We start from the raw sequence: 22,326 nt of genomic DNA, 5'->3' as shown, positions 1-22,326 counted from the left end.
TCCACCACCGCCCGCTCGTCATCAGACAGCAGCAACGGTTCCAGCTTTGGGCCCCGACGAGGAACTGACGCACCAGCAGCAGAAGTCACACAACTACTAGCGAGCAACTACTGGCGCAGGACACTAGTAGGGCTTGGTCAGGTCGGTTGTGGTGGTGCGTGTCCTGAGGGCCCGGTGTGGCGCGTTGAGAGTGTGTGACTCCGGACGAGATTGCTGTGGTGCGTGGTGAGTTGGAGGCGTTCGCGGCGGAGGTGTTCGAGCCGTTCGCGCGCAAGGATCAGCGCCGGTGGGGGCAGGTCTACCTGCGCGGGCTGCTGACCGACGGGCAGCGTAAATCGGTCGAGCCGATGGCAGCCCGGCTCGGGGAGGACGGCAATCGTCAGGCACTGGCCAACTTCATCACCACCAGCCCCTGGGACCCGGCCCACATCCGGGCCCGGCTCTCCTGGCGGATGGAGGAGGCGATCGGACCCAAGGCCCTGGTCTTCGACGACACCGGGTTCCTGAAGGACGGGACTGCCTCTGCGTGCGTGTCGCGGCAGTACACCGGCACCGCGGGCAAGGTCACCAACTGCCAGGTCGGCGTCTCGCTCCACCTCGCGTCCGAGACCGCCTCGGCGACGGTCAACTGGCGGCTGTTTCTGCCGCAGACATGGGATCCCGCCTCACCCAAGGCCGACGCGGACAAGATCGCCCGACGTGCCGCCTGCGGCATCCCGGACGATGTCGGGCATGTGGAGAAGTGGCAGCTCGCCCTGGACATGCTCGATGAGACCCGCTCCTGGGGCATCGAGGTGCCGCTGGCCGTCGCGGACGCCGGATACGGTGATGCCGCCGCCTTCCGGCACGGACTGCAGGCCCGCGGCCTGAACTACGTGGTGGGGATCTCCACCACGCTCTCTGCCCAGCCCGCCGACGCGGCATTGGTGGCCGAGCCGTACTCGGGGACACGCCCGCCGGTGGCGAAGTATCCCGACAAGCCGCGGTCGGTGAAGGAGCTGGTCATCGCGGCGGGGCGGAAGGCGGCCAGGCCGGTGCAGTGGCGGGAGGGCTCCCGGCCCGGCACCGGCCGCTCGGGCCGCAAGCGGATGTACTCCCGCTTCGTGGCCCTGCGTGTCCGGTCTGCCGGACGCGAGGTCCGCCAGGCCACCGACGGCCCTGAACTGCCCGTCTGCTGGCTGCTGGCCGAGTGGCCCGCCGGCGAGAGCGAGCCGGTGCAGTTCTGGCTGTCCGACCTGCCCTCCGGCATGCCCCTGACCACACTGGTCCGCCTCGCCAAGCTCCGCTGGCGCATCGAACACGACTACCGGGAGATGAAACAGGCCCTGGGACTTGCCCACTTCGAGGGCCGGACCTGGGGCGGCTGGCACCACCACGTCACCCTCGTCTCGGTCGCGCACGCCTTCTGCACCCTGCAACGACTGGCCCCGCCCCCCAAAGACGCGGCACCGGCCTGAGCCTCTACCAGGTCGTCCGCGAGCTGCAGACTGCGAGAGCCCGCTCCGGCGCTGGCGCCACGTCGACGCCTCGCACGCCGAATACTGGAGCTCGATGCTCGTCGACGGCCATCCAAACGGTTACATCGACTGGTTCCTCCATGCTCATTCGTGGGAGGTCCTGCCGCTGCGGCCGATGCCCGATGCCGACGACAGCCGGGTCAAGGCGTACCGCAAGCAAGCCCGTGAAGGGACACTCCCACCCGTCCTGTTGTGGTGGGTCAGTGGCCTGGACTGCCATCTGATCCTGGACGGTCACGCTCGGTTCGCCGCGGCAGTCGCCGAATCCGTCGAGCCTCCGCTGCTGCAACTGCACCGCACGGTCCCGCGCGATGACCTGGCCACGCGCACCGAGGAAGCCGTGGGCTTCTACGAGGACGAACTGGCACGCTTCGCCGAACTCCGCGCCATCCACGGCCTCGCCGTCCCGGACGGCGCCGCCACCGCCGGCCCACAACTCGTCCGCGTCCTGCACGACCTGAACACCGCGGAACAGCCGACCCGGGCCTGGCCCCTGCCCGGCGGGGAAGAGCAGTGGCGTCGCATCGCGCGCGAGGTGACAGACAGCCAGAACTGGCCCTGTACCTGACGGGGCGTCGTGTTCGGCCTGGCGGATCCACGCCAGCAGTAGGTGTCCGCGCCGGTGACGGACGAGATCGGCGAACGTGCGGGCGAGGTCGCGGGCCTGAGTGATGTCCGGGCAGGCGAGCCGGACGTCCTGCAGCCTCCGGCCTGGCTTTCGGTGAGGGTTTCGCGGGGCCGCATGATCCATGAGGTGATCTTGCGAGGGCAGAACACCGCCGACGCCTTCACCAACGGCATCAGCGGACCACTACACCCCCGGCACAGCCTCGGCCCCGTGTCGTCGTCCGTGACCACGAGCAGCCTCAGACGGGGCACCTTGTCCCTGCGCATGCGGCCACCGTACGAAAGGGCGGAGACCGTCAGAATCCCGGCGTCAGCGAACCCTCCGGCCTACCAAATTACGAGGACGCCAGAGGAAGAGCATGCAGGGACGGGCCCTGCCTCACCACGACGCCGACATGGAGCAAGGTCAGAGACGCGGCATCTGTCCCGGCCATGCGGAGCTACTGTGCTGTCGGGATTCGGTAGACGGAGACGTGAGAACGCGACTCGGCGGTGAATGCGGCGCCGGCCCAGTCTGCATGTCTGGTCTCCAGTTCGAATCCGGCCAGCTGGGCCATAAGGTCGAGTTCGGCCGGCCAGATATAGCGATGAGGACTCCGGAACAACCGTGCCTGCTCAGTCTCATCGAAACGGAAGTGGTGCGATACCACGTGCTGGCGCAGGACGTCGTAGGTGTCCAACCCGATGTAGCCGGGTTCGGACTGCCAGACGGTGGCCGTTTGGCCCGGTGGGAGCTTGCGCAACTCGGGTACCCAGAGCTCAATCACGAACCGACCACCAGGCGTGAGGTGGCGGGCAGCGTTGCGGAAGCACTGGACCTGCTCATCCTGGGTGAGCAGGTTGGAGATCGTGTTGTAGACGAGGTAGATGAGGGTGTACTTCCCGGGGGCGACGGTGGTCGCCATGTCACCAATGATCACCGGGATCGTTGCTTCATCTGCCTTGGCTCGCAGTTGCTCCACCATCGGGAGCGACAGTTCGATGCCGGTGACAGAGACTCCTCGCCCGGCAAGCGGGACCGCTACTCGGCCGGTCCCGATGGCGAACTCAAGCGCTGCTCCGTCCTCGGCGATCTGGGCGAGACGGTCCACGGTCGGCCCCAAGACCTCGGGCGCGAACATGCCGGAGCCGGGCGTGTCATAGCGCTGGGCGGCATCGGCGTCCCAGATCTTCTCCTGCTGCATTCCGTCAACGCTCGCCGCTGGCCCATGCGATGTCCAGCGAGTTTTTCGCACTGCTCTGAGGAAGGATCAGGAAGAGCCAGTCGTTGTCATGCGGGCATCGGGAACAGCTTCTGAGCTTGTCTTTTAACCTCGGCTGGCTATCGGGTGATGCTCCCAGGTGAGTAGTTCGTAGGTCCGGCCCTTGTCGGTGACGGTCTCGGATGCCGAGTTGGCGGGGCGGAAGCCGGCGGATCGCGCGACCGCGATGCTGTGGTGGTTGTCGGGTTCGATCTCCAGGATCACCCGCGGCAGGGCGGCGCTGGTGTGCGCGTACTCGGTCACTGCCTGGACAGCGCGCACTGCCAGCCGCTGTCCCCGGTGGGCGGCGCCCACGATGTAGCCGATGCTGCCCGTGCCCTGGTTGAGGAGGACTTCTCCCAGGGCCTGTTGCCCGTCGGTGGTGATGGCCAGGTGGATCCGCTCGTTCCCGCGTCGGGCTTGTTGCGCGCTGTGCAGGTATCGCAGCGCGGCGGTCTGGTCGAACGGCGACTCCAAGGGCGTCCGATAAGCGACATCGGGGTCGTCGAACAGCTCTTGCATGACATCGAGGTCGTCACTCGTCCATTGGCGAAGTACCAGGCCATGAACGGTGAGTTGGAAGGTATGCGTGTCCATAGCGACCTCATTCTGCCCCGGGATCGCCCAGTGCAGCTGGCCTCGAACGGTGTATCGAACATGATCGCCGTGCGGGGGTTTCCGGGACGTGAGCACGGCCTTCGTCTGATCATGTGCTCCGACCAAGGTGCACCGATCAAGACGAAGACCGTGAGGGTGAGTCTGCTGCCTGATGCCGCTCCCGGGGAAGCGTTCGCGCAAGCGTCACGCTTCAGGGAGGACTTATTCGACTGCCTGACCGCGCGCGGGGACGAACTGTTCGAGATCGTCGACGCGTTGCTGTGCGCGGACGGTCCGGTGACGTCGCCGGTGGACCTCACGCTGGTTGCCGAGCACCGCCGTGGGCACGGCGCGATGTATGAGGCGTTGAACCGCGGGAACGTGGACGTGCCCCGGCTGCGGCAGGTGCTGGCCGGTCTGCCGATGCCGCGGGCGGCTGACGGGCGCCTGGTCCTGGCGGTCGATGTCAGCAACTGGCTCCGCCCTGACGCGCCGACCTGCGCGGACCGTCTGTTCTGCCACGTCTACGGCCGCAGCGGACGGTCCTCGGACCAGTTCGTCCCCGGCTGGCCGTACTCGTTCGTCGCCGCCCTCGAATCGGGCCGGACGTCCTGGTGCCGGCTCCTGGACGCCGTCCGTCTCGGACCGGAGGACGATGTCGCCGAGGTCACCGCCGTCCAGCTCCGCCGTGTGGTCACGGACCTGATCGAGATGGACCGCTGGCACATCGGCGACCGCGACATCCTCATCGGCTTCGACGCCCCGCGCATGGCCCACCTCCTTACCAGCCTCCCGGTCGAGGTGCTGGGACGGATGCGCTGCGACCGCGTCATGCGACGGCCGACGCCCTCGCTCAAGGAGTACTCCTTGGCCTATCCTCAGGGCGGGCGGCCGTCGAAGCACGGCAAGGAGTTCCGCTTCGCCAAGCCGGGGACCTGGGGCGAGCCCAACGCGGCAACCGTGCAGGTCACCGACCGATACGGCACCGCCCGTGCTATGGCCTGGGACCGCATCCACCCTCGCCTGACCACCCGTTCCGCGTGGATCGACCACACCGGCGAACTCCCCGTCATGGGGAATGAGCCGCCCGCACTCCAACGCGCGAGCGAAAAAGAGAGACTTGAGGCAGACGCCTTCGCCACCAGCCCGTATCTCCGCGAGCGCTTCGGCAGGCACTGGCCGCTCCGGTGCCGGGCGAACTGAGCGCCGTGCTGCACCACCTCAAAGAAGCGATCGAGGCGATCCCACCGTGACCTGCAGGAAGATCATACTGAGGTCTACCGGCCGTCACCTGAGCCCAGCACAATCGCCCGATTGACGATCAGCACGGGTGCGCTTCCGCCCACGCACAACACGCCCGTCGCGCTCGCCCGGGGTTTCCTGACCGGTGGCGCGGTCGGGACGTCGCTCACCGCGCTCGTCGTGGGCGGGATCATCGAGAACGCACCGCTGTTCGTCACGGGGTTGGTGCTGCCTGCGGCCTACGCACTGCTGTTGTTCCTCACCGGTATGCCGAGGCGTGCCCGGGAGGCAACGGTCGTGCCCCGCACGGCTCTTGCGATGATCGAGAGTCGGGAGGCCGTCGGGGGCGAGACGAGCGAGGTACCGGTGCGGTTCGAGCTCACCGTCGTACCGGACGACGGGCCGGCGTACCGGGTAGAAATCACGCAGGACATCAACCTCGTGGACCTGCCCGACTACCGGCCGCGCGGTGTCGTGGTGGTCCAGTACCCGCCGGACCGGCCATCGCGGGTGCGCATCGTCAAGCGGCCGACGCCGGAGTGGGAGGACCAGGCGGCCTCGGCCCACCTCGATTCGGTGCCTGGGACGGCCAGAGTGGCCGCGCCCCCGGAGGGCTGTGCCTTCGGCTTCGTCGTGCTCCTCGGCCTGCTGCTCGGCGCGGCCGCCGTGGTCCTGCTTTTCCGCGCGGACCTCTTTGACCGGGACGACACCGCGAAGCCGCCTTCGGCCGCGCGGCCGTCCGTTTCCTCCACGTCGTCGACCACGGTTGTGTCGTCGGCGTCCGGAACGGTCGCCCTGGGCCCGGGCCAGTGGTTTCTCGACAAGGGCGAGCTGGCCCGGGCCCTCGGCTCGCTCACCAAGGGTGGGGACACACGCCAGGCGCTCACCGTCGTCGTGCAGGAGCGCCTGCTGTCGGTCGTGTTCTCGCCCGCCGGCACGCAGTCTCCGGGGTTCGACCCCCGTGTGTTGCCCTACGGCCGTTTCCCCGCCCTGGTCGAGGAGGCCACGACCGACCTCGGCGTCCGCTCCCCGCGGACCTGGCAGATCACCGCCGACTCTCTCACCGGCTCCCTCATCATCAGGGTCGTTGTGACCGGTGCCGAGGGCACGGCGTCACTGGAGGCGGACGGGCAGGGCAAGGTGGTGCGGCGCACGCCCGCACGGTGAGGTGCCCGGGGACCGCACTGTTTTGGACGGCAAGGGGTGTGCTCGGTGGCCGTCCCCGAAGTGGCAGGAGGAAAGACGGATGGGCTGGCACGGATATCTGGTGCTGTGGTGTGGCGTGTTCGGTGCGGTGGCGCTGGTCGGATACGGGAGGTCGCTGGCCGGAATGACCCGGGCGCAGCGGACGGTCTGGGCGAAGGGGCGGATCGAGCGGGTGGATGAGCCTCGGCACGGAATCTCCCCGAAGGACGGGATAGCCGTGGTCGTCTCCTTCCAGGACCCGGCCACCGGGCAGGAGTTCACCGTCACCAACGACGGTGAGCGCGGCGAGAGGATCAGCGTGGCCTGGACGGGCCGGGAGACCGGGGTCCACTACCCGCGCGGCAGGCCCCACGCCTTCCGGTTCGCCAATCACCTCTCCGAAGGCGGGCACGGACTCGGCCGGCCGACCTTCGCGCTCTTCCTCGTCTACGCCGGTCTGGTCGCCGTTGCCGCGATCGACTGGGGCTGGCCGTGGGCGCTGCTCGGCTTCTGCGGACCCTGGGCCCTCTCTGGCGCGTACCACCTGCCCGGGAACGTCCGCGACAGGAATCGCCGTATCGACGCGCTGGCCGCCATGGCCGCCGTACCCGGCCGTGTCGTCGCCGTGCTCAAGAGCGTCACCGTCGACTCCGATGACGGCCACACCTGCACCCACCTGGTACCGGTCGTCACCTTCACTACCCTCGACGGCAGGGTCGTCACGGCCTACTGCGAGTCCGGGCTGCCGGACCCCGCCGGATCGCGGGGCCTGGACGTCACGATCCACTACGCCCCGACGACCCGGCGGTCTTCGTCCTGGACGTTGAGGCCGAACGCCGGTCCTGGAAGCGGGACATGGCCGTCAACGTCGTGGGTGTTCTGGTCGTGGCGGCGGCGGCCGTGGTGGGGGTGGTCGCGCTGTGACGCGGGAGCCGGGCTATCTTCTCGCCATGGATCCGCTGACGTTCGACTACGAGGACCTTCATCTGCGGGTGGACCGGGGAGTATTCGAACTGTTCTACCTGGCCAGTCCCGCTAACACCTTCCGGGTGCCGCTGCGGTGGCTCGGGGCGCTGGTGCATTACAAGAAGCCCAACCAGCCCGGCAAGTTGTCCATCGGTTCCGTACGCGATCCGAACGCCGCGCTCTACGGCACCGACCAGGCCGCCTTCTGGTACAGCACCTCGCCCGCGTTCCGGGTGCCGCACGGTGACGAGCCGTTGTTCCGCGCGTACTTCACCGAGGTGGCTGCGCTCGCCGACCGGAGGGTGGTCTGACATGGATCCGGCGGAGCCGAAGGTCTTCCAGCACGAGCGTGTCCACATCCAGGCCAACAGCGGGATCCTTGAGGTCTTCCGCCGCAGTAACGTCATCGGGCCGTACCGGTACCCGTTGGCCTGGGTGACGGTGCGTGCCGAGGCACGCCGAGGCGGTCTGACCCGGCTGCACTTCGGCATCGCCGAAGACCTGGGCGAACCGATCTACGGGAGCGTGCCGGGCGCCGGACCCATGTTCTTCAGGCACGAGATCCCGACCGCCGACGAGCCCCTCTACCGCGCCTTCTTCACCGAACTCGCCCACCTGGCCGACCAGCACGAGGAGATCAGCCCGTACGAGCCGCGCAGCGATAGCCCTCGACCGGGGCCCGGCACTTCCGAGGCCGCGGTGGACGCCCGTCGGCGCCGGCCGCGGCCCTGGCCTACTCGTCGTCGGCGGCGTCCGGTTCCCGCAGCGGGCGCAGTCCGCCGGGCAGCTCGGGGAGCTGGAACGAGTACCGGCCGTGCGCGCACTGCCGTCCCGCACCCGCGACAAGGCACCTGACACCGACGGACCCGACCTACAGGTCAACGCGGCCACCTGATTCTCACCCAAATGACAACTTTTTCGAAGCATCCAGATTGCCGTCGCGGCTATCTAGCACTTCGACAGCGCGTTGCACTTGGGAGGGTTTGTCCATGGCCGGCACCACCGCGGAAACCATCGCCTCGGCCCCGCCGATAGGCGTGCGGCTGCTCAGCCGCAGCTCAGGGGCCGGACGGGGCGTGGCGAGCCGACCCGGCTGGGCGCGGGTCGCGTACTGGGCGATCCTGCTGGCGGCGGTCGTGCTGTTCAGCTGGGGCATCCAGAACAGCGGCTATCACGCGTTCTACTCGGAGACCGCGCGCAGCATGACGCAGAGCTGGAAAGGCTTTCTCTTCGGCTCGTTCGACCCGGGCAACACGATCACCATCGACAAGCTGCCGGGCTTCCTGTGGCCGCAGGCCCTGTCCGCGCGGATCTTCGGCTTCCGACCTTGGGCGCTGACCCTGCCCCAGGTGATCGAAGGCGTGCTCGGCGTCGTCGTACTGCACCGCGCGGTGCGCCGCTGGGCCGGGGAGAGCGCGGCCCTGCTCGCCGCGGGCGCCTTCGTGCTCACCCCGGCGATCGCCGGACTGTTCCGCACCGAGGTCGAGGACCCGCTGTTCACCCTGTGCGTGCTGCTCGCCGCGAACGCCGGCCTGCGGGCGGCCCGTGAGGGCCGGCTGCGCCCGCTGCTCGCGGCCGGGGCCTGGATCGGCCTCAGCTTCCAGGCCAAGATGCTGGAGGCCTGGGCGATCCTCCCGGCGTTCGCCCTGCTCTACGCCGTGTCGGCCCCCGTGACACTGCGCCGCCGCCTCGCGCATCTGGCGGCGGCGGGCGCGACCTGCCTCGCGGTGTCGGCGTCCTGGGTGCTGCTGGTGACCCTGACCCCGGCGCAGGACCGGCCGTTCGTCGACGGTACGACGGACAACTCCGCGTTCAGCCAGGTCGTCGGCTACAACTTCCTCACCCGTTTCTCCAGCCTCGGCGTCAGCGCGAAGTCCACCGGAAGCGTCGCGGCGCAGAGCATGGCCGGAACCGATCCGGTGCCTCACACCGGACAGACCCTCACCGAGTGGGCCAAGATGTTCGGGCCCTCGCTCACCACCCAGATCGGCTGGCTCTATCCGATGGCCGCGCTCGCCGCCGTATGCGGTCTGGTGTGGCTGCGGGGCCGGCCGCGCACGGATCCGCTGCGGGCGGGCTTCCTGTTCTGGACGGTGTGGCTGGCCACCTACTTCCTGGTGTTCAGCGCCGGCGCGGTCGGCGCGCACACGTACTACATGGGTGTGGTGGGCGTTCCGATCGCCGCGCTGTTCGGCGGCGGAATGGTGCAGTTCTGGCGGGCCTGGCGGCGTGGCGACCGGGCCCGGCTGTGGGCGCTGCCGACGGCTGTCGGGTGCACGGTCGTGTGGTCGGCGTTCGTCGCCTACCAGTTCCCGGCGTTCCTGCCCTGGCTGGCGCCCACCGCGTTCGTCCTCGGAGCCGGCGCGCTCGCGCTGCTGATCCTCTCCCGCGTCCGCGCCGGGATGCCGGCCCGGGCCGCGGTGCTGGGCGTCGGGCTCGGCATCGCCGCGATGCTGCTGCCGTCCGCCGCCTGGGCGTCCTCGGTCCTCACCACCCAGTACGGCCACTCAGGCATGGGCGCGGCCGGCCCCGTCTTCGTACGGCACGGCAGCAAGTACCGCGACAGGGCCACCTGGTCCTCCTCCCAGGGCAAGACCGCCCCGGTCCGCTCGACGTTCAAGGGCACCGGCCACGAGGGGCTCACTCGCCAGGAGCAGCGTCTCCTGGAGTACACCCGGGCCCGCCAGGGCCGCGCCACCTTCGTCTTCGCGACGACCAGCTGGCGCGCCGCCTCCCCCTACATCCTCTACGCCGGCGCCCCGGTCCTCCCCATGGGCGGCTTCACCGGCGCCGTCCCGACCCCCACCGCCGCCGGCTTCCACCACCTGATCGCCACCGGGAAGGTGCGCTACGTCGTCCTGGGCGGCGCCGCCACCGACCCCGGCACCGTCAACGCCGCCTGGGTACGCGGCCATTGTGCCTGGGTACCCGGCCAGACGTTCCCTCTCTACGACTGCTCGAAGCCGCCCGCCCCGCACAAGGCACAGGCACAACACCACCATCACGCGGGGAAGGCGGACCGGGCCAGGGCGCCGAAGTCCAGCACCTGAGTCGTGCCGTTGACACCCCGTGCCAGGTCCGAGGCGAGATAGCCGCCGCCGCGATCTCCTCGGGCCGGTGCACCGGGAAGGGCTGCCCTTCGAAGCCCTTCTCGGTGAGCCCGAGGTCTCCGCGGGACATCGGTGTGTCGACGATGCTCGGGGCCACGCAGTTGACCCGGATGCCGTCGGCGTCGAAGTCGGTGGCCAGCGCCCTGGTCAGCATCAGCACCCCTGCGCTTGTCGTAAACCCCATCCACGCTGCCCGCGCCGCATGTTGGCACTCGTGCAAGGTGCCGCCGAGCTGTTCGTGTCGACGGATGTCGAGGCGGATGATCTCCTCCGGATCGACGAGGGATGCGGGCAGCGGGCGCAGTGGGGCGGCGTTCGCGATGCCCTGATGGGGCCGATAGCCGTTGTAAAACCTTCCGAACTCCCGCAGGCCGTGAAGCAGATGGCGCTGGATCGGAACGTCATGCCCCGTTCAGTGGCAGGCGGTCAGGGGCGCGGCGTATCCCTGTTCCTCACTCCGATGATCGGCAGGAGCTGACCTGGTGCCGCGCCGGGCGCAGTGGGAATGTCTGCGAGGGCTCCAGCAGCCTTTTCAGTGCGGCTTGGCCGTCCTCGACATCGGCTTGCTCGTCGTCCGTAAGAGGGATGGTGGCGCGCATGTGCTGGAGGTTGTCTTTCGCCTCCAGGAGCTGGCCCTTGCTGGAGTTCTTGGTGCTGTAGAAGTCACACCACGCGCAGGCCGTACTTTTCCGGACTACGGATGCCAGTGATCGCGCGGGATAGTCGCGCCTGGCGTACGGAGTCTTGAGCAGAGATCCCATGCCGCTGCCGCTTGCCCATGAGAAGACCGAGCTGATCGAGGTTGTCCGAATCACTGACCCGATGCGACATCTCCTTGCGGAGCACTTGGTTGGCGACGATGTCGCGATCTGGGAGAAGACCCGGGTGAATGAGGTCCTGGCACTGATCAAGGACCTGCCGGGCAGCGAACTGCATCGATGCTTCATCCCGGGCTGGGGCATCAGAGCTCACAGTGCCACGGACCTGCTCTTCCAGGTCGCCTTCTGCTTCCGATGCCATGGCGCCCGTCTGTGGGGTCCGGGCGTCCCCGCTGCTCAGGCGGGGATCCACAGCTTTGATCCGGACAGCCCTCCTGCCCGTGAGTTGCTTGAGCGGTTCCGTGATTGCGACTCCGGCTTGAGCAAGAGGCTGTTCCGGAGCAGGTGAAAGGTGGTCCTATGCTGGGCGCTGTGTTCATCAGCGCTCCCCGGGGATGATCGGCATGCCGAGGTCGACCGAGGCCCGCGGCCGGTATCGGACCAGACGGTCGAGCGAGGCGAGCTTGTTGCGTGCGGCCTCGGCGCTGACTTGGAGACCTTGGACCTCGCCGAGCCAGCCGTTGGCGCGCGCTTCGTCGATGCGGGCAGTGAGGTTGCGGATGATCTCTTCCAGACGCCGTCGCTGTGCCGGGTCGATCCGGAGCATCGGACGACGGATGCAGGCTTCTCCGAACTATTGAGGTTGAAGCCTGAGAAGCCGTATCTCAACCGAACATGATCGCTTGATTTCTGCTGGTCAGGCATGGTCTAGCTCGGAATGAGGGAGGCATCCGGCGTCTTGTTTCCGCTCCATGAGCGAGGGGTGCGCGAGGGCGTCGGTGCTGGGAATGCTGGAGGAGCGGGAGACATCTGCCCGTGTGCGGGTGGAAGGACTGCGGGAGGAAGCCGCCCGGTTGGCTGAGGTGTTGGAGGCCGCCGAGGTCGAGCTGGACCGGCGGGTGATCGCGCGGGAAGAGCTGGTCGAGGCCCTGGCCGCCTCGGCTGCCGAGACCACCGCCGTGACCGGGGCCGAGACGGAGCAGGAAACTGCGCCCTCGCCCGCGCCCGTGCCGGGCTCGATCGTGCCACCTTGGCGCGAAGGATTGCTGGTGACGGTGCTGGCGCTGGCCTACCAGCGGATCCTGGACGTGCTCGACGAGCGGCAGCCGACGGGCCAAGGACCGCTGAAGGCCAAGGAGATCACGGTGGAGCTGGGCCTTCAGACGACGCCGGCGAAGGTTGAGGGGGCTCGTACATGCTCTGACCCGGACGTTCTCGCGCCAGGACGTGATCTTCGTTACCGGGTGTTGCGGTACTCGTGGATGAGCCCGCCGAGGAGGTTGTGGCGTTCGATGCGCTGCGCGGCGGGGACCCCGGCGGCCGCGTGGACACTCTGGGTGTCCAGGACCACCACGGTCGGGTCCTCTAATCGGCGGGCGCGTTCACGGACCTGGCAGCGCAGGAGTTCACCGATGACCTGGTCGGTTCCGTCGTCCCGCCAGGCGGCGTAGTAGTACGTGGCGCTCTTCTGCGGCAGGTCGTACGGGAGATAGGCCCACTGGCAGCCGGTCCGCCCCTGGTAGAGGATCACGTTCACGATCTCCCGCATGTCGTAGGCGCCCTGGTAGCCGCTGACCGAGCGGTGCCGGTCCTCCTACGCTGTGATCACCGGCTCGATCAGCGACCACTGCTCGTCCGATAAGTCACTCGGATACGGCTTGCGTTCGCTCGCCCGGTCACATCACCAGATCAACAACCGCGGACCGGCAGATTCCGCCCGCACCCCACAGTGGAGGTGGTTGTCCTCGGGGGCGCCGAATCATGGCGGTGTGCAGCCGTCTAAAGTGCCCGTGCATGTCGAGGACCACACCACCGCGCCCGCTCGATGTCGAGGCGCTGTTCCCGGAGCTGGCGGCCTACCGAGGGACCACCACCCGGCTCCATCCGCGCCCGGGCCGACCGGATGTGGTGGACAGTTCCGTGGGCGGTCCGCTGCTGTGGCCGGCGGACGAACCCTGGCCGGTGTGCACCGAGCCTCACGGCCATGCGCGTGGCCGACGCCCGGCGGACATCCACCGGCAGCGGCAGATCCTGGCTTCCGCATGGCTCCGTGAACCGAACCCCGGCCCCACGGACGAGGAACGGCAGCTGCTGGAGCAACTGGACCACAAACACCGAGTTCAAGAAGCTGCTGCGAACGGCCCCCTGCCGCTGATCGGCCTTGCGCAGCTATACAGGCGGGACATCCCCGACCTGTCGGCCGGGCCGGCTGACTGCGATCTGCTCCAGGTGTTCTGGTGCCCCTTCGACGCACACGGCCCGACCGGCTACGGCATGCTGATCGACCTGCGCTGGCGCCGGTCGCGGGAGGTCACCGCGGTACTGGCGTCACCGCCGCAACCGCAGGTCGTCGGCTTCGAGGGGTACGTGCCCGAGCCCTGTGTGCTGCATCCGGAGCAGGTGGTCACCTACCCATTCGCGGGTCTCCTGCCGATGGACCTGTGCGCCCGGATCGACGCCTGGGAAGAGGCCCTGGAGGAGCAGGCCGAGCAGTCGACGGACGAAGATGCGGCATCGCCGGCGGGCTATCAGTACGACCTGTCCATCCCACCAGGCTGGAGGGCCGGCGGATTCGCCTCCTGGCACACGACCGACCCGTCCCCCATGAACTGCCGGACGTGCGCGGCACCGATGCACCTGCTGCTGACCATCGACAGCTCTGAGTGGGACGGCGGCAGCGGCAGCTGGAAGCCGTTGGAAGACCAGGACCTGCCCACGCACCTGTCCGCCGGGCCGACCGAGGTCACCGTGGGACGCTGGGGCGAACTCAACATCTTCGTCTGCCCCGAAGAGCCCAACCACCCGCATCGCTGGAGCATCCAGTAGGTCACTCGGTCATGACCAGTGCACCTACTTGAGCGAAACCGTTCCGTCGGGCTGCGTCGTTTGATTGGCGCAGCCGTGGCTGACCGCCGAGTGCTGTCGTCTCCCGTGAGCATCGAACACGGCACAGTCCAGGTGCCTCCCAAAGCACTGAGCAGCCGCTGCCCAAACCCGTGAACAAAGTCAGCCGCCATTACTCCGGCAGCACTGGAGCTTCATCAGGTCCCCAAACAGTCCAAAATCCACATCGACGACACCCCAGGCTTGTTCGAGATCGACGTCACCGACACCTGGGGCCTGTCCGATGGGTCGGCGAGCCTGCCGTGCCTGGTCAGTTGACTGCACTGACTCAGTTGACCGGCTCGACTCAGCGAAGGCTCATCAGGGGCGGCAGCCGCGTGCCCGACGGCGAAGGCGACAATCGGCCCTCCGTGGCCCGAGCCGCGACCACGTCAGCCCGAGGAGCTGGTGTGCCCGCGCACCTTCGTGAACCATCGGGTTGCGTGCCGCGTCCTCCTGATGCGCGGCCCGTGCCAGGCGGGCGCTGTGCGAGGGAGAGCAGGGGACGGATGACGGGTGAAACGATCGGTATCGGGCTGGCCGTATTGGTGGGCCTGGTGGGTCTGTCGGCCAGTGCGCGGGAGGCACGGTTGCAGATGCGGCTGAGCCGCTACGGGTCGCGCGCCGAGGGGGTGGTGGTGGACCAGGAGCATGAGCCCGGGGACGATTGTTCGACGCCCGTCATCGAGTTTTTCGACCGGCAGGGCCGGCCCGTCAGGTTCCGGCCACCCACGACGGCGACGGGGCTGGACCTCGGAACCCATGTACCGGTCGCCTACCTGCCCGAAAAGCCGAAAAGCGCACGGGTGTTCACCTGGAAGTACCGCCTACATCAGATCGTCGGCCTGTTCTTCGGAGCCATGATCTTCCTCGGCGTCGCGGCTGGGTGCCTGCTCACGCGCTGAGCTTGTTCTCCCTCCTCGTTCTCGCCAGCGGATCCACCGCCAGACCCGTCACGAGACCCATCGGACACGCCCTGGTTCTCCCGACGACCCCACCGAGCCGGACGAGCACGGGTAAAGGCGCTGATGGTCGCACCGCGTGGCCAACTGGCGGGTTCTGGCCGCGCTTGCGTGATGACTACGCCAAAGAAGCCCGAAATTTTGATGCCGGCGGCCACACTCTGGACCTCATCGGCGTTCATCGCAGGCGTACCGGGGTCACGACGGCGTGGCGGGTGGTACCTGCCAGAACTTCCACGACGGCGAGGCCAGAAGGAATCCTGGTGTAGGTCTCACTGGTGTCTGCGCGGCCCTGCTCTGCTGGACCGGCCGCAATCAGGACCTGCGTAATCTGCGCAGCGAGCGGCGCCGACAGCGTCTGCGTGAGTGCGGTACTTCCGTTCGGCAGATGTTGCGCCTGCCGAAAAAGTCATCCACCCTGGTGGGGGCTGCCGCGCGGGCTATGGGGGGTGTCGGGGACGGGCGCTCGAACGGGTGCTCTCGTGCGGCTGGTGATTGCCCCGGCATGATGGTCGGTCGTGCTGCTGCGATTGGCTTGCCTGGCCGTTTCGAACGCGTGCTGCGTGCTGCGCCTGCTGGCGATGAGTGACTGGGACAAGGACGCGGACATACTCGCCTTGTGTCATCGGATCACCGTGCTGGAGCGCCAACTCGGACACGGGAGAGTGCGGTTCGCCCTGGGTGGTCGTGCGTTCCTGGCGGCGTTGCTGCGCCGGCTGCCGGTCGAAGTGCTGCGCGGGGTGCGGCTGGTGGTGTGTCCGGACACGGTGCTGCGCTGGCACCGCGACCTGATCGCACGCCGTCATGCGGCCGTCTCCCGGCCCAAGCGCCCTGGAAGGCCGCGGACGGTACGCTCCGTCCCCCTCTTGGTGCTGCGGCTCGCCCAGAGAATCCCGGCTGGGGATACTGCCGCATCCACGGCGAGCTCCTTGTGCTCGGGATCAAGGTCGCCGCCACCACCGTCGGGGAAGTCCTCAAGGCGGCCGGGATGGGCCCGGCGCCGGGACGCGCTTCCCGTACGTGGGCGGGCTTCCTGCGTTCTCCGGCCGACGCCCTGCTGGCCTGCGACGTCCTGGAGACGGTCACGCTGTCCGGGACGCGTCTGTATGTGTGCGCGGTGATCGAGCACGCCGGCCGACGAATCCGGATCCTGGGCGCCACCGCTCATTCGACCGTCTCCTGGGTGAGGCAAGCCGCGAAGAGCCTCGTCATGGATCTCGAAGACACGGGCTGCCGGGCCGGGTTCCTGATCGGGGACCGCGATGGGAAGTTTCCCCGCCTTGTCCGACGTGGTCCTCGCCGCCGCGGGGATCGAGGTAGTGCTCAGCGGCGTCCGGATGCCGCGCATGTACTCGCTCATGGAACGGTGGGTGCAGACCTGCCGGTGTGAGGTGCTGGACCGCACCTTGATCTGGAACCACGCCCACCTGCTCCACGCGCTATGGGAGTTCGAAGAGTTCTCCAACTCTCACCGACCCCATCAGATCGTCGCCAACGCCCGCCCGCTGCACCCGCTGCCGGTGCCGATCACCGACCCACAACAGATCACCCGTCTCGACATATGAAGACGCGAACGACTCGGCGGCATCTTCCACCAGTGTTGGAGGCGGAGTCGGACGTGGGCGTAGACCGCGGTACGCGGCCGGGCCCCGTCGGAAGGGGACCCCGGCCGCGCGGCGCTGTCAGGACCCGGGCCGCCTGGAGGCGGTCCCGGTCAGTCGACGGTCAGCTGCCAGCCACCGAACCCGGCAGTGGGGTCGGACGTGGTCTGCGTGTCCGTGTAGAGGTCGGCGTCGGTGCCCAGCGTCAGGGCGACGACGCGGCCGGCGGAGTCCCGGGCGAGCGCGGGCGGACCCGTCGTGACGAGGCCCAGGTCGGTCCAACTGGTCGGGTCGTAACCGAGGTTCGCGCTGAGCTGACGCAGGGAGCTGACGCCGGTGCCGCGGTTGCGCGCGAGCGCCCAGATCAGGCTGTTCGACGGGGAAGCGGGGGCGCTCAGCGCCGCCACCATGCCGATGCCGCCCTGTCCCCCGGTGGAGGGGCCGCTCTGCCAGGCCGAACCGCTGTAGTAACTGACCTGGACCGAGCCGTCACCGGTGCGGTAGAAGAACTCCAGACGGCCGTCCTGGTTGAGCGCGGCGCCCGGCGGGCTGGAGGGCGCGCCGACCACGGGCGCGTCGGGCTCTCGGATGAGCGTCTCGCTGCCGCTGTTCTGCTGCCAGTGCAGGATGCCCTGCCGGGTGGAGGCGAAGACCTCGACCCGGCGGTCGCGCGTGAGGATCGCGGAGGGCTGGTCCTGGAGGCCGGCGCCGCCCAGGTCGGTCCAGCCGGCGCGGAACCCGTCGTCCGGATCGGAGGTGGCCTCGATGCGGCTGCTCAGACCGCCGCCCGCGTTGCGCAGGATCACCTGCAGGCGCCCGTCGCCGTTGGGTACGACCACGGGCGCGCCGATCTGGTACGGGGAGAGACTGCTGCTGCCCGTGTTGGGGTTGCCCATGTCGGTGAACGAGCCGAAGGCGGCGTTCACCGCGGTCTGCCGCAGCCCGTAGAGTACCGGCGGGGTCGCGGTGTAGTCGGCGTTGTCGTCGAAGCCGAGCGCGAAGACCTGGAGCCTGCCGCTGTTGTCCGTCCCCACGGCGACGCCCGGCTCGAATCTGCGGCCCGCGGGATGGCCGAGGTCGGCCTTGCCCCAGCCGCCGGCCGGCTTCTGCCACCACGTCCACAGGTCGCCGCCGAGCACGCCGAACGCCTGGAGCCGGCCGTCCTGGTTGTGCCCGACCCAGTCGGTGCCGGGGGTCCAGCGCTGGTACTCGCGGGACAGATAGCCGTTGAACTGACCGCCGGCATCGATGTCCCAGGGCGTGTAGGCCTGGAACGTGTCCGTCTTGGCGTCGACGCGGCTGGCGTCGAGATTCGGGGTCATGTCGCCGATGCCGTAGCCGCGGTAGCCGACCAGGGCGTGCTGGTGGGCGTCGGAGCCGTGGAAGTACAGGTCCGAGGCGCGGGTGGCGAACAGCGAGGTCATCACGTGGTCCGCGTGGTCGTGCCATTTGGCGCCCACGCCGCTGTTGTCGTAGCGGACGTCGGGGTGGGTGTCCATGATGCGTACGACGGTCGGCTGGGCCTTGACCATCAGGTCGGCCAGGGTTTCGGTCAACTGGTCCTTGGTGTACGTGTACCGCTGATCGCCCAGCAGACTCCCCGCCGGCACCAGCGAGGTGACCGTGGTGCCGGGCGTGTACCACAGCTGCTCCAGCGGACCGGCGCTCTGTCCGCTGTAGTTGACGTCCGCCTCCTCTGGGAGGTTGAGGAAGATCAGCGACACGTCGCGGCTGGTGTCGGCCCAGGCGTACTTCTCGGCCTGGTGGCCGTCGGGCAGGCTGATGAGCGAACGCTGCCACAGCGCAGGGTCGTTCGGGTCCGAGGCGCCCAACATCTGCGCGTAGGCGGCCTCGACGCCCCGCTGACGGCAGCCGATGTACTCCTCGCGGTCCAGGTTCGGGTCCGCGCAGAGCGCGGCGGTCACCGGATCGGGGTGGTCGCGGGTGTCCGTCGGCGTGGAGGCCTCACCGCCGGTGAGGTACACGGTGGTCGTATGGCCGCCGCTGCGCAGGCTCTCGGCCATGTCCGGGTTCATGAACAGCAGGTCGTCGTCCTCGTGCGCGACGATCTCCAGCTGGCTGGCGCGGTCCGCGGGGGCGGCGGCCGGGGAGGCGGCGGCCGCGGTGACGGCGTCCGACAGGGTCGAGGCCGATATGCCGGTGGCCGGTCTGGCGGACGCTGTGGTGGCGCCGGGTCTGCTGGGGCCGGCCCCGAGGAGCAGGGGCAGCAGGGCGATGGCGGCTGCGGGCCCCGCGAGACGTGAGAGCGACTTGTACATCTGTCTCCGCTGTCGTGGGAGCGCCGTTCCACTGACTAGCGGCACGGCGCGTCCGTGACGACCGCGCCCGCATTCGGCGGGCGCCGGTCCTGGTCATCATCCGTGGTAGCGGCCGCCGGTGAATGGAGGGCGGACGGAGGTCCAACTCTGGTGCTTTGCAGAGAAGTTGGCGGTGAGATCGATGAGTTGGGTGTGTTCGGCGTCCCGACGGGTGATGAAGCACGGCGGGGTCGACGCCCCGCCGTGACGCCTCTCGGTCAGCGATCCTTGGCCAGGGCAAGGAGTTCAGCGAACAAGCCGCTCCCGTAAGCAAGTCCGTCGTACCGGCCTTGCTCGATGATGCGGCCGTCACGCATGACGAGGATCCGGTCTGCGAGACGTGTGTTCTCGAGCTGGTGCGTCACGACGATTGTCATGCGCTCGGCGGCGATGGGCTTGATCTCAAGGAAGATCTGGTGCTCGCCACGCGGGTCCATCTGCGAGGTCGGCTCGTCCAGGATCAGCAGCGGGGTCTGCCGGTACAAGGCCCTGGCACACGCGAGCCGCTGCCACTGGCCTCGGGACAGCTCGGCGCCTCCAAAGAGTTCTTTGGCGAGCAGGGTGTCGAGCTGCTTGGGCAGTTCCTCGACCGCCTTCCGCATGCCGACAGCGTCGACGGCTTCCCACACGGGCCCGTCGTCGAAGGTTTTGGGCTGCCCGAGGGTGATGTTCTCGCGGGCCCGCAGGGGCCAGCAGGCGAAGTTTCGCGGGACGAGGGCCGTACGGGACCACACGGAGTCAGGACGGGTGTCGGCCAGGTCGGTGCTGGCCCACAGGACACGACCTTTGTCGGCGAGCAGGATGCCGGTGATGAGCTTGGCGAGGGTGGATTTGCCCGAGCCGTTCTCGCCCACGACGGCCAGGATCTCGCCCCGGTGCAGGGTGAGTGAGACTCCGTCGACGGCGGGTTCCTCCGTGCCGGGGTACTGATACACGACCTCGTCGAGACGGATCTCCTCTACCTGTTCGGAGATGGTCAGCTCCCCGCGCTTGGCGACTCGTTCGGCGACCATGTCGAGGAAGGAACGCATGTCGGCGAGGTACAGCGAGGTGTGGAACATCGAGGCGCCGTGGATGACGAACTGAGAGAGCGCGGCCAGGGTGGTCTGGACGGCGACCACCGCGGTGGCCGCGACCGGGAGGGCGACGCGGCCGGTGGTGGCGAGCCAGGCGAGGGTGGCCCAGGTACCGAGCAGGAACACCCCGCCGAGGGCGCTGCTCGCAAGGACGATGCGCAGCATGCGGGGTGCGGCGGTGAGGGTGCGCTCGTCGATGCGATCGGACAGGGCCCGGTACCAGTAGACGAGGTAGCTGGTCATGCCGTTCGCACGGACCTCGTCGCCGTAACGGGAGTAGGTGGCCCACCAGCGCATCATGGCCCGCACATTGCGGTCGCCGACGTTGGCGTAGTGGGTCTCGTAGTCGACGCGCGCGGACAGCACGGCCCCCATGCCGGCTGGGAGGACGGCGAGCAGCAGCAGCGGCAGCATCCTCCAGTGCAGCGCCGTGATGACGCCGCCCGCGGCGATCATGCGGACGACGGCGGTCATGAAGCGCTGGGCGTCCTGCACCATCATCCGTGTGCGTGTGACGCCGACCTCAGCGGCTTCCTGCTGGTCGGAGAAGCCGTCCTCCCCGTATGCGGAGGCTTCGACGCGGCACATCGCGGACACCAAGGCGACGTCCGCCTCGGTCATCAGCAGTGGAGTGATCCGCCTGTCGGCGTAGGAGGATAAAGCGCTACTGACTCGGCCGACCGGCGCGGCCGCCGTGACGACGATGAGAGCGGGCAGGGTGGCATGCAGGTGTTCGGAGACCGCGTCGGCTCCGAGGATATGCGTCATGGCCTTCGCGGTGAACGCGAGGACCGTGGCGGCGGCTCCCGTGAGGAACTGGAAGGTGAACAGGAGCATGGCGGCGGGCCGGTCCACGGCCCAGGCCATGCGGGCGGTGTGTCCCAACACGGACGGAAGCCGGCCGCACATCTTCGCGAAACTGGCCTCTGCCAGCGGGTTCTTGCCGTGCTTCCCCTCAAAGTTGATGGTGGCCGGAGGTGGAGGGGGTGGGGTGGAATCTTTGGGCGAGGTGTCGGTCACGGTCACCTGCATGCTTCCTCGGGGTCCGCGCCGCACCTGGTTGGTCCGGCGGTGTCAGGCTCAACGAGACGGGGAGCGAGTCGAACGCGCTCGATTCCGGACGAAGGGCAGGGCCCGGAATCTCAATGCGTCGAACGCGTGGTCGCAGTGCTGGACGGCCTTTGACGCGACGCGAGTTGGCCGAAACGCCAAGGCTTGTTGCGCAGGTGACGGAAACGGAGGCGGCCCGGCACGCCTTCATGTGCCAGGCCACCTCTGCCCCCACCACTCCTGGGTGAGGTTTGGTGGTGCGGAAGGAAGTACAACGCCTCCTTCGATGTAGGCCGTCTCGCCGGTGGCGAGGGACTGCAGCCCGACCAGGACCCGTAGCCGTCCCTGAGTGGGAAGGTCGTCGATGACACGCATGGTGGGCAGCACACGCACTGTTGCCCGCGGATCGCGGTAGATCAGGTGTCCGACGGCTTCGCGGGTCATCGGCGCAGTCGCCAGTACGTGCGTGATGACCTTCCTGCGCCGCGTCTGTACCCAGTCCACGGCGAGGCGACGCAGCAGCCGAAGCCCGCCCGGGGGACCGGAGAAGACGCGATGGGCGGCATTCTCCGGCGTCTGCCTGTCGTACACACCCCCGCCAGGCAGCACGAGCATGCCCCGCAGGTCAGCGACGGCGAGACAATCCGCTCCGACCGGCACCAGAAGACAGACGCCGATCACCGGTGGCCGCCAGTTCTCGTAGGGGCCCTCATTCGGGGAGCGGCGATGGCCTGGGTGACTGCTGACATCACGGCCTCCCGCCGGTGCCGACGGCGTTCACGATCTCGGCGAGATGGCTGAGCCGGCTGGTTGCGGGGATGGGGGCAATGTGCGGGCCGAGCTGAAGCAGCCAGGAAAGGGATGCCTTAAGTCCGGGGCCGCGTACAAGGTTGCCCGCGTCGAGCGGCCGGTACGCGACGTACGGGATGCCGCGGTCCCGGCAGAGTTCCAGAGTCGGGTCGAAGTTGTCCCTCAGGCGTTGTCACGTTGTTGGGTGTTGGGTCTCTGACGGTGCATCGGGGCGTGGTGAAGTCCGGGTCCGGGCGATGTTCAGGCCTTGGTGGGCAGGCCGGCGACTCCGGTGACCTGTTCCCAGATCATGAAGCGGACGGTCATCTCGGCTCGGTATTCGG

General features: G+C 68.6%; 17 protein-coding genes and 4 pseudogenes. 12 read left to right on the top strand and 9 right to left on the bottom strand.

Features of this window, described 5'->3' with window-relative positions:
- The first annotated feature begins 194 nt into the window (after positions 1–194).
- Complete coding sequence (locus ACZ7M2_RS48285; RefSeq protein ID WP_471600696.1) at positions 195–1,457, top strand: IS701 family transposase; 1,263 nt, start codon at positions 195–197, stop codon at positions 1,455–1,457.
- A gap of 94 nt (positions 1,458–1,551) precedes the next feature.
- Positions 1,552–2,085, top strand: a complete 534-nt coding sequence (locus ACZ7M2_RS48280) for a hypothetical protein (RefSeq protein WP_471600695.1) — start codon at positions 1,552–1,554, stop codon at positions 2,083–2,085.
- Positions 2,086–2,584: 499 nt separating this feature from the next.
- Here the strand turns inward: ACZ7M2_RS48280 and ACZ7M2_RS48275 are convergent, their stop codons facing one another.
- Positions 2,585–3,328, bottom strand: a complete 744-nt coding sequence (locus tag ACZ7M2_RS48275; RefSeq protein ID WP_471600694.1) for a class I SAM-dependent methyltransferase — start codon at positions 3,326–3,328, stop codon at positions 2,585–2,587.
- Positions 3,329–3,451: 123 nt separating this feature from the next.
- Complete coding sequence (locus ACZ7M2_RS48270) at positions 3,452–3,982, bottom strand: GNAT family N-acetyltransferase (protein WP_471600693.1); 531 nt, start codon at positions 3,980–3,982, stop codon at positions 3,452–3,454.
- Between the two features lie 156 nt (positions 3,983–4,138).
- Here ACZ7M2_RS48270 and ACZ7M2_RS48265 point away from each other — a divergent pair.
- The 6 genes and pseudogenes from ACZ7M2_RS48265 to ACZ7M2_RS48240 all read left to right on the top strand — a co-directional run.
- A pseudogene (locus ACZ7M2_RS48265) lies at positions 4,139–5,056 on the top strand (transposase); the annotation flags it as partial.
- 240 nt (positions 5,057–5,296) lie between these two features.
- Entirely contained in the window at positions 5,297–6,391 is a 1,095-nt protein-coding gene (locus ACZ7M2_RS48260) for a hypothetical protein (RefSeq protein ID WP_471600692.1), read from the top strand.
- Between the two features lie 79 nt (positions 6,392–6,470).
- A pseudogene (locus ACZ7M2_RS48255) lies at positions 6,471–7,333 on the top strand (DUF3592 domain-containing protein).
- Positions 7,334–7,359: 26 nt separating this feature from the next.
- A complete protein-coding gene (locus tag ACZ7M2_RS48250; protein ID WP_471600691.1) occupies positions 7,360–7,686 on the top strand; it encodes a hypothetical protein in 327 nt (108 codons plus the stop codon).
- Between the two features lies 1 nt (position 7,687).
- Complete coding sequence (locus ACZ7M2_RS48245; protein ID WP_471600690.1) at positions 7,688–8,230, top strand: hypothetical protein; 543 nt, start codon at positions 7,688–7,690, stop codon at positions 8,228–8,230.
- A gap of 134 nt (positions 8,231–8,364) precedes the next feature.
- Positions 8,365–10,425 carry a glycosyltransferase family 39 protein gene (locus tag ACZ7M2_RS48240; RefSeq protein WP_471600689.1) on the top strand — a complete coding sequence of 687 codons (2,061 nt, stop codon included), beginning with the start codon at positions 8,365–8,367 and terminating at the stop codon, positions 10,423–10,425.
- A 52-nt stretch (positions 10,426–10,477) separates the two neighbouring features.
- Here ACZ7M2_RS48240 and ACZ7M2_RS48235 read toward each other — a convergent pair.
- Positions 10,478–10,669 (bottom strand): annotated as a pseudogene (locus ACZ7M2_RS48235) (SDR family oxidoreductase); the annotation flags it as partial.
- An 18-nt stretch (positions 10,670–10,687) separates the two neighbouring features.
- Between ACZ7M2_RS48235 and ACZ7M2_RS48230 the strand changes: the two are divergent.
- Positions 10,688–10,963, top strand: a complete 276-nt coding sequence (locus ACZ7M2_RS48230) for a hypothetical protein (protein ID WP_471600688.1) — start codon at positions 10,688–10,690, stop codon at positions 10,961–10,963.
- 185 nt (positions 10,964–11,148) lie between these two features.
- Here ACZ7M2_RS48230 and ACZ7M2_RS48225 read toward each other — a convergent pair whose 3' ends face one another.
- From ACZ7M2_RS48225 to ACZ7M2_RS48215, 3 genes and pseudogenes are all read right to left on the bottom strand, one after another.
- Entirely contained in the window at positions 11,149–11,505 is a 357-nt protein-coding gene (locus ACZ7M2_RS48225) for a hypothetical protein (protein ID WP_471600687.1), read from the bottom strand.
- Between the two features lie 177 nt (positions 11,506–11,682).
- Positions 11,683–11,910 carry a hypothetical protein gene (locus tag ACZ7M2_RS48220; RefSeq protein WP_471600686.1) on the bottom strand — a complete coding sequence of 76 codons (228 nt, stop codon included), beginning with the start codon at positions 11,908–11,910 and terminating at the stop codon, positions 11,683–11,685.
- A 693-nt stretch (positions 11,911–12,603) separates the two neighbouring features.
- Positions 12,604–12,924: pseudogene (locus tag ACZ7M2_RS48215) on the bottom strand (transposase); the annotation flags it as partial.
- A gap of 173 nt (positions 12,925–13,097) precedes the next feature.
- Here ACZ7M2_RS48215 and ACZ7M2_RS48210 point away from each other — a divergent pair.
- The 3 genes from ACZ7M2_RS48210 (at position 13,098) to ACZ7M2_RS48200 (ending at position 16,713) form a co-directional block, all read left to right on the top strand.
- Positions 13,098–14,129 carry a hypothetical protein gene (locus ACZ7M2_RS48210; RefSeq protein WP_471600685.1) on the top strand — a complete coding sequence of 344 codons (1,032 nt, stop codon included), beginning with the start codon at positions 13,098–13,100 and terminating at the stop codon, positions 14,127–14,129.
- A gap of 566 nt (positions 14,130–14,695) precedes the next feature.
- Positions 14,696–15,091: a DUF3592 domain-containing protein gene (locus ACZ7M2_RS48205; protein WP_471600684.1), complete on the top strand. Its 396-nt coding sequence runs from the start codon at positions 14,696–14,698 to the stop codon at positions 15,089–15,091.
- Between the two features lie 1,337 nt (positions 15,092–16,428).
- A complete protein-coding gene (locus ACZ7M2_RS48200; protein WP_471600683.1) occupies positions 16,429–16,713 on the top strand; it encodes a hypothetical protein in 285 nt (94 codons plus the stop codon).
- 149 nt (positions 16,714–16,862) lie between these two features.
- Here ACZ7M2_RS48200 and ACZ7M2_RS48195 read toward each other — a convergent pair whose 3' ends face one another.
- From ACZ7M2_RS48195 to ACZ7M2_RS48185, 3 genes are all read right to left on the bottom strand, one after another.
- Positions 16,863–19,028 carry a DUF8189 domain-containing protein gene (locus ACZ7M2_RS48195; RefSeq protein WP_471600682.1) on the bottom strand — a complete coding sequence of 722 codons (2,166 nt, stop codon included), beginning with the start codon at positions 19,026–19,028 and terminating at the stop codon, positions 16,863–16,865.
- Between the two features lie 257 nt (positions 19,029–19,285).
- The gene (locus ACZ7M2_RS48190; RefSeq protein ID WP_471600746.1) at positions 19,286–21,169 is read right to left on the bottom strand and encodes an ATP-binding cassette domain-containing protein; all 1,884 of its coding nucleotides are present in this window, start codon (positions 21,167–21,169) and stop codon (positions 19,286–19,288) included.
- A 231-nt stretch (positions 21,170–21,400) separates the two neighbouring features.
- Positions 21,401–21,808, bottom strand: coding sequence for a hypothetical protein (locus ACZ7M2_RS48185; protein WP_471600681.1), 408 nt, complete (start codon positions 21,806–21,808; stop codon positions 21,401–21,403).
- Positions 21,809–22,326: the final 518 nt, after the last annotated feature.

It is taken from the genome of Streptomyces sp. NPDC111507 (genome assembly GCF_055638955.1).
The sequence above is the reverse complement of the archived record's forward strand: the minus strand, read 5'-3'. Positions and strand labels throughout refer to the sequence as shown.